Origin of the sequence: Gracilibacillus halophilus YIM-C55.5, from assembly GCF_000359605.1 — a bacterium.
GTDB lineage: Bacteria > Bacillota > Bacilli > Bacillales > Amphibacillaceae > Gracilibacillus > Gracilibacillus halophilus.
The window spans coordinates 1-4,184 of the sequence record NZ_APML01000093.1; the positions used below are offsets into that span (position 1 = coordinate 1).

4 protein-coding genes are annotated in these 4,184 nt (G+C 39.4%); all 4 read left to right on the forward strand.

All coding sequences use genetic code 11. The features are described 5' to 3' along the window. Positions 1-204: 204 nt before the first annotated feature. The 4 genes from J416_RS14700 to cysK all read left to right on the forward strand — a co-directional run bounded on the left by J416_RS14700 (position 205) and on the right by cysK (position 4,147). Positions 205-930 carry a (Fe-S)-binding protein gene (locus J416_RS14700; protein WP_003475110.1) on the forward strand — a complete coding sequence of 242 codons (726 nt, stop codon included), beginning with the start codon at positions 205-207 and terminating at the stop codon, positions 928-930. Next, positions 930-2,375: a LutB/LldF family L-lactate oxidation iron-sulfur protein gene (locus tag J416_RS14705; RefSeq protein ID WP_003475112.1), complete on the forward strand. Its 1,446-nt coding sequence runs from the start codon at positions 930-932 to the stop codon at positions 2,373-2,375. The genes J416_RS14700 and J416_RS14705 overlap by 1 nt, the downstream gene beginning before the upstream one ends. After that, positions 2,356-3,048 (forward strand): LutC/YkgG family protein, encoded by a 693-nt coding sequence (locus J416_RS14710; RefSeq protein ID WP_003475113.1) that lies wholly within the window; start codon positions 2,356-2,358, stop codon positions 3,046-3,048. Before J416_RS14705 ends, J416_RS14710 begins: the two co-directional genes overlap by 20 nt. A gap of 175 nt (positions 3,049-3,223) precedes the next feature. Then, the gene (cysK, locus tag J416_RS14715) at positions 3,224-4,147 is read left to right on the forward strand and encodes a cysteine synthase A (protein WP_003475114.1); all 924 of its coding nucleotides are present in this window, start codon (positions 3,224-3,226) and stop codon (positions 4,145-4,147) included. Positions 4,148-4,184 lie beyond the last annotated feature (37 nt).

Below are 4,184 nucleotides of genomic sequence, written 5' to 3' on the forward strand. Positions count from 1 at the left end.
CTATACCGTGGGCACGGCTTTAGCTAACTGTGTGAAGAAAAACTCTTCACACAGTGGATCTTCAGCTCGCGCTGCTCCCACAGGAGTCTCCGTATTTTGCCTACGCTTCATGTAGATTGTTCAGATTATTGTTCTTCTATTTAGTTTTGTCCTAGTCTCATTCTTTATTAAATAAAAACCCTTATGCAGAAAGGGGGAAAGAATATGAAAGTGTCCTTATTTATAACTTGTCTTGGCGATATATTTTATGTGAACGCTGGTAAAGCGGCGGTTGAATTACTTGAACATTTAGGATGTGACGTTGACTTTCCTCATGCGCAAACATGTTGTGGACAACCTGCATATAACAGTGGTTATCATCAAGAAACAAAGGAAATCGCCAAACGAATGATCGAAACTTTTGAAGATTCTCAATATGTTGTTGGTATTTCAGGATCTTGTGTTTACATGCTAAAGGAGTATGTGAATTTGTTTGAAGATGGTTCCAATTGGCGACAACGGGCGCTTGCATTAAAAGAGAAAACCTACGAACTGACACAATTTATTGTTCATGTGTTACAAGTTGAAGATGTCGGTGCTTATTACAATGCAACCGCTACGTATCATACATCTTGTCACATGACACGACTTTTAGAGGAGAGAGAGGCTCCTTTTACACTCTTAGAAAACGTGAAAGGATTAACATTAGTCGATTTACCGAATCAACAGGACTGCTGCGGATTTGGCGGAACTTTCGCAGTGAAAATGGCAACGATTTCAGAGCAAATGGTTCAAGAAAAAGCAGAGAATATATCAGAAACAGGTGCGAACGTTTTACTAGGAGCCGATGCTAGCTGTTTGATGAATATTGGTGGCCGATTAACAAGAAACCAAGAACCCATTGACGTGAAGCATATTGCCGAAATTTTAAATAGTAGAGGTGATTCATAATGCCAATGCAGGTCGGCGAACGAGATTTCCGAAACCGAATCAGCGAAGGATTAAATGATCAATTCATGCGAGGTGCAGTTAGATCAGCGCAGGAACGTTTACAAACCAATCGAACGAACGCAGCAGAAGAGCTTGGTGATTGGGAAGATTGGCGTCAATTAGGTAAGGAAATTCGTGAGCATACAATTGAACACCTTGATTATTATTTACATCAATTAAGTGAGAAAGTATCTGAACTGGGTGGTCATGTTTACTTTGCAGAAACGCCAGAAGAAGCAAATCAGTATGTTCAACAAGTGGCTAAAGAAAAAGAAGCAAAAAAGATTGCCAAGTCTAAATCGATGGTGACCGAAGAACTGTCTATGAACGAAGCATTAGAAGATATTGGATGTAATGTCGTAGAGACCGATTTGGGTGAATACATTCTTCAAATGGATGATCATGATCCACCTTCCCATATCGTTGCGCCTGCACTTCATAAAAACAAAGAACAAATTCGCGATGTGTTTCATGATAAATTGCAGTATGAACAAACTGAGAAACCTGAAGAATTAGCCTTGTTTGCGCGAGAGAAATTGAGACAGGAATTTTTAGAAGCGGATATTGGCATTACTGGATGTAATTTTGCAGTTGCTGAATCTGGCTCGATTACATTAGTGACGAACGAAGGAAATGCACGTATGGTATCTGCTTTACCAAAAACACAGATTAGTGTAATGGGAATGGAGCGGATCGTCCCAGGTTGGGAAGAATTAGATATCGTTGTGAGTTTGTTAACGAGAGCAGCTGTCGGGCAAAAATTAACGAGTTATATCACTGCGCTAACTGGACCGAAACAAAATGATGAAGCGGATGGTCCTGAAGAATTTCACTTAGTCATTGTTGATAATGGTCGTTCAAACATATTAGGCACGGAATTTCAAGAAGCCTTACATTGCATTCGCTGTGCGGCATGTATCAATGTATGTCCTGTATATCGTCATGTTGGGGGGCATGCCTATGGCTCGATTTATCCAGGGCCGATTGGAGCGGTTCTTTCCCCGTTGTTAGGTGGATATGATCAATATAAAGAATTGCCATATGCCTCTAGTCTATGTGGTGCGTGTACAGAAGTCTGTCCTGTGAAAATTCCTTTACATGAACAATTGATTATGCATAGACGTCGTATTGTTGAAGAAGAACGAGAATCGCCATTATCTGAACGATTAGCAATGAAAGGGTTTAAGCAAATTGTTAACTCGAGTCAGCTATATCGAATTGCGACCAAATCAGCCCCGTTCTTAACGACACCGTTTCGTCATGGAGAGCTCATGCATAAAGGACCAGGCCCGTTAAAACATTGGACGTCATCAAGAGATTTACCAGCCCCATCAAAAGAGCGGTTTCGTGATTGGTTTAAGACACATAAAAAAGGGGAGCAAACATATGACACGAGGACAAATTAAAAATCGTGAATCATTTTTAGCGACCATTCGTGAAAAAATAGGTAGTATATCCATTGAAAAGAAAGTTGCAAAGCCAACGTATTCAGTGACACCACAGTATCAAGTGCATCAAGATGATTCACAAGAAGCGTTAATCGAAGTGTTAAAACAACAATGTCAACACATTCATACGGACTTTTATCAAACAAACCAAACAACACTCAATGAATGTATTCAAAAGGTGCTACAAACTTATCAAGCTCGTACTGTTATTTATCCCAATGATAACCGTTTTGACGATATTGAGTTTCTTGGATGTGATACATTCCAGTGGGACAACGAATGCAGGAATGAATCAATCTCTTTCAGTGAACAAGCCGATGTAGGCATAACGTATAGTGATATCACATTAGCAGAATCGGGAACGGTCGTTTTGCTGAATAGGGCTACTCAAGGACGTTCCATCAGTTTGTTACCTCAATATTATATTGCATTAATCCCAAAATCGACCATTGTCCCACGAATGACACAGGCAACAAATGAGATTAGCGATCAAGTGGAAAAGGGAAGTACATTATCAACGTGTATAAATTTCATTACAGGGCCCAGTAATAGTGCAGATATTGAAATGAATCTAGTCGTTGGCGTTCATGGTCCAACGAAAGTTTCTTATATTGTGATCGAAGATTTATAAACATATTTATTGTTTTCATAGGTATGTTTTCGTTTATCTTCAGTGCCATTCTCCAATGTTCTGTAAAAATTCGACAATTATTTATAAACTGAATTGCCCCTATTGGATTTCTTACGTTATCACTGTTACTATTATTAATATCGAGTTATATGTTATGAAAGAGGGGTTACGCCAAATGAAGATCGTAAATAATGTCACAGAATTAATTGGAAATACGCCCATGGTACGTTTGAACCGCATTGTACCAGAAGATGCAGCAGAAATCTATGTGAAGTTAGAAATGTTTAATCCTTCTAGCAGTGTAAAAGATCGTGCTGCTTTTAGCATGATAGAAGAAGCAGAAAGACAAGGGGTAATAGAAGAAGAAGCCACGATTGTTGAACCAACGAGTGGCAACACAGGTATCGGCCTTGCGATGACAGCAGCTGCAAAAGGATATCAAGCCATTCTTGTCATGCCTGATAATATGACAAAAGAACGGATCAATATTTTAAAAGCTTATGGTGCAAAAGTAGAACTCACTCCAAGTAGCGAAAAAATGCCTGGTGCCATTCGAAGAGCAAAAGAGCTTGTTGAAGAGATTCCAAATAGTTTTATGCCACAGCAATTTGAAAACATAGCCAATCCGGATATTCATCGCCATACAACAGCCAAAGAAATTTTAAATCAAACAGGCAAAGAATTGGATGCTTTTGTTGCAACTGCTGGGACAGGTGGCACCATAACGGGTACAGGTGAGACATTAAAAGAAGAACTTCCTGATTTACACGTTGCTGTTGTGGAACCAGAGGGGTCTCCAGTTTTATCAGGAGGTCATCCTGGTAAGCACAAACTTGTCGGTACGAGTCCTGGCTTTGTACCGGATATCTTAAATACAAATGTCTACGATGAGATCATTCAAATTAGCGATGACGATGCGATTAACACGTTTAAAGATTTAGCTGCAAAAGAGGGGATCTTTGTGGGTCCATCTGCAGGTGCTGCTGTTTATGCAGCCATTGAAGTAGCGAAAAAATTAGGAAAAGGAAAACGTGTAGTATGTATCGCACCAGACACAGGTGAAAGATATTTAAGTATGAATCTTTTTGATGAAGATTAATCAATTACTTTATAAGTAAGGCTGTTTTCGTAAACTT

Excerpts from the sequence above, each read along its gene's own strand:
- J416_RS14705 (WP_003475112.1), top strand. The coding sequence starts at position 930 with ATGCCAATGCAGGTCGGCGAACGAGATTTCCGAAACCGAATCAGCGAA.
- cysK (WP_003475114.1), top strand. The coding sequence starts at position 3,224 with ATGAAGATCGTAAATAATGTCACAGAATTAATTGGAAATACGCCCATG.
- J416_RS14710 (WP_003475113.1), top strand. The coding sequence starts at position 2,356 with ATGACACGAGGACAAATTAAAAATCGTGAATCATTTTTAGCGACCATT.
- J416_RS14700 (WP_003475110.1), top strand. The coding sequence starts at position 205 with ATGAAAGTGTCCTTATTTATAACTTGTCTTGGCGATATATTTTATGTG.